Source organism: Streptomyces sp. NRRL WC-3618, from assembly GCF_001280005.1.
GTDB lineage: Bacteria > Actinomycetota > Actinomycetes > Streptomycetales > Streptomycetaceae > Streptomyces.
The window spans coordinates 1-2,486 of record NZ_LGDW01000198.1; the positions used below are offsets into that span (position 1 = coordinate 1).

Genomic DNA, 2,486 nt, shown 5'->3' on the forward strand with positions numbered 1-2,486 from the left:
AGGCGGCCCGGCGACCCGATGGCCTGACCACAGCGGCGTCGGGACCCCTGCGCGACTTACCGATCCGTACGGGTGAGCCGGCAGCGGATCGCCGGGCAGCATGAGGCCCCCGCCCCACTACGAAGATCACGAACCGTTCATGATCTTCGAGAGGAATCCTCCGTGCGCTCCGCCCGAGCCCATACCGCTGCCGCCGTGGCCTCCGCGCTCGCCGTCCTGCTCTCCCCCGCCACCGCGCACGCCGCCGCCCCCGGCGACACCGTCGCCCTGCCCGTACGCGACGCCCTCCACGCCCTGACCGTCCAGACCGAGAACCGGACCGGGTACGAGCGCTCGAAGTTCCGCCACTGGGTCGACGCCGACCGCGACTCGTGCAACACCAGGCAGGAGGTGTTGTTGGAGGAACCGTCTCCGCGCCCGTCCAGGACGCCAACTGCGCTCTGACCGGCGGCTCGTGGTACTCCCCGTACGACGACATCTACTTCACGCAGGCCCGCGCCCTCGACATCGACCACCTCGTCCCGCTCGCCGAATCCAGGGACTCCGGCGCCTCCGCCTGGACCACGCGGCCGAACGCCAGGCCTACGCCAACGACCTCGACGACCCGCGCGCCCTGATCGCGGTGTCCGCCGCCAGCAACCAGTCCAAGTCCGACCAGGACCCGGCCACCTGGCAGCCCCCGGCGACTGGATACCGCTGCACGTATGCCACCGACTGGATCGCCATCAAAACCCGCTGGGGCCTGACCATCGACCCGCCGAGCAGAACGCGCTCACCGCCAAGCCCACCATGCTCCCACGCGCCGCCAGGCAGTCACACGCCCAACAACGTGACAACGCCGCTGTCCGGCCTCCCGATCGATCGGGGGGCACGGTCGCCGACCTGGCAGGTTGCACTAGGCGGCTGGCCGCAATCGCACGCAGCATCGTCCGGGGCTGGGCGCCAGGCATGCCTCGAGTCCTGTCTCGTCCAAGCCGCTGAGAACACCGCGCAGCAGGTGGAGGTTCATGCCGCACACAGTCTGGGTGTGCTCCTGGGCGAGCGCGTGGAAGGGGCAGTTGGCCAGATCGATGACATCGTCCTCGCGGCGTGGCTCGAAGCCGTACCGCTCCAGTAGGTCGAAGACGTCCGTCTTGTTCTGCTCGCCCAGTTGGGCGCCGAGTTCTTCGGCTTTGCGGTGCAACACCGTCCGTACCGGCTCACCGGTCGCGTCGGATTCCTCCACGGCTTGGGCGAGCAGCCGTCCGGCGAGCTCGTAGCGGCGGTCCGGCAGGTTGACGGCGACCTGCTTCGCTGACCGGCGGTAGAGCTTGGCCGGCCTTCCCGCGCCCGGCCCGGAGCGTCCGCTGCGACGCTCGTAGATGACGTCGAGCAGTGATTCGTCGGCGAGCCGGTCCAGGTGGAACGCGGCGGTCTTCCGTGCCAGCCCGAGGGCGGCGGCCGCCTCGTCTCGGCTGACGGGGCTCGGCTGGCGCACCACGTGGTCGTACAGCCGCCTGCGGGTCGGCTCGTCGAGAGCGGCGATGGCGGAGACGTCGGGGTCGCGTACTTCCTTCGGGGTGTCCACGAACACCAGTGTAAAACCCACAGCCATTGACTAAAGAACGAAACGGCGCTTCTATAGTTAATGAACTTTGCCTATAGAAGGAGAGGGTCATGTCCTCCGCAACCACAAGCACCACCTCCGCCGCCCCGCGGCGGGCGATGCTCACCGACCCCGGCTACCAGGCGTTCGTGATCCTGCGTATCGGCTTCACGGTGGCGCCGATCCTGTTCGGGCTGGACAAGTTCACCAACCTCCTCGTGGACTGGCCCTCCTACCTCGCGCCGTGGATCGACGACATCGTTCCCGGCAGCGCCCAGGCAGCCATGTACGCGGTGGGTGCGATCGAGATCGTGGCTGGTATCGCCGTGGCGCTGGCTCCGCGCTTCGGGGGCTGGCTGGTGGCCGGCTGGCTCGCGGGCATCATCGTCAACCTGCTGACCATCCCGGGCTACTACGACGTCGCCCTGCGTGACTTCGGACTGCTCCTCGGCGCCGTCGCGCTCGCCCGGCTCGCCCAGCGCTACCACACCAAGCGGCAGCGGTGAACAGGCGCGGAGCGCACTGAATCCACCCGGCGGGTGGAGCCTCATGGATCCACCCGCCCGTGCCGCCCTCCTCGGATCGCCCACAGCCGGGTGCCAGAGCGATAGCGCAGGCCCGGTGAGATGGTGAAGCCGTGGGAACTACTCCCAGAACCGATCGTCATCGCGCGGAGGTCTCACGGGCCGGTGGCTATGACCAGCTCCTCGATCCCGCATGAGTGGGCATGCCCGGCCCTGCCACCGTGCGAAGGAGGTCTGCGTCTGCGCCCGGCCCGCAGAGCATCCAGACGACACCTAGACGCAATACCGGTGACTTTGGGGTTTTCAGGTCGTTGGTTGTGGTGTGCCAAGGCCCGGACAGGTGAAGTCGTCGTCGGATGACCGGTTTTCGGATCGGA

Annotated in this window: 2 protein-coding genes and 1 pseudogene; 2 read left to right on the forward strand and 1 reads right to left on the reverse strand. The window is 68.5% G+C overall.

The features are described from left to right. Window positions 1–162: 162 nt before the first annotated feature. Window positions 163–757 (forward strand): annotated as a pseudogene (locus ADL01_RS46340) (HNH endonuclease family protein); the annotation flags it as partial. A 138-nt stretch (window positions 758–895) separates the two neighbouring features. Here ADL01_RS46340 and ADL01_RS19110 read toward each other — a convergent pair. Next, window positions 896–1,573 carry a helix-turn-helix domain-containing protein gene (locus tag ADL01_RS19110; protein ID WP_053743226.1) on the reverse strand — a complete coding sequence of 226 codons (678 nt, stop codon included), beginning with the start codon at window positions 1,571–1,573 and terminating at the stop codon, window positions 896–898. A gap of 83 nt (window positions 1,574–1,656) precedes the next feature. Here ADL01_RS19110 and ADL01_RS19115 point away from each other — a divergent pair, with 83 nt between their 5' ends. Beyond that, complete coding sequence (locus ADL01_RS19115; RefSeq protein WP_053743227.1) at window positions 1,657–2,091, forward strand: DoxX family membrane protein; 435 nt, start codon at window positions 1,657–1,659, stop codon at window positions 2,089–2,091. Window positions 2,092–2,486: the final 395 nt, after the last annotated feature.

Excerpts from the sequence above, each read along its gene's own strand:
- ADL01_RS19115 (WP_053743227.1), top strand. The coding sequence starts at position 1,657 with ATGTCCTCCGCAACCACAAGCACCACCTCCGCCGCCCCGCGGCGGGCG.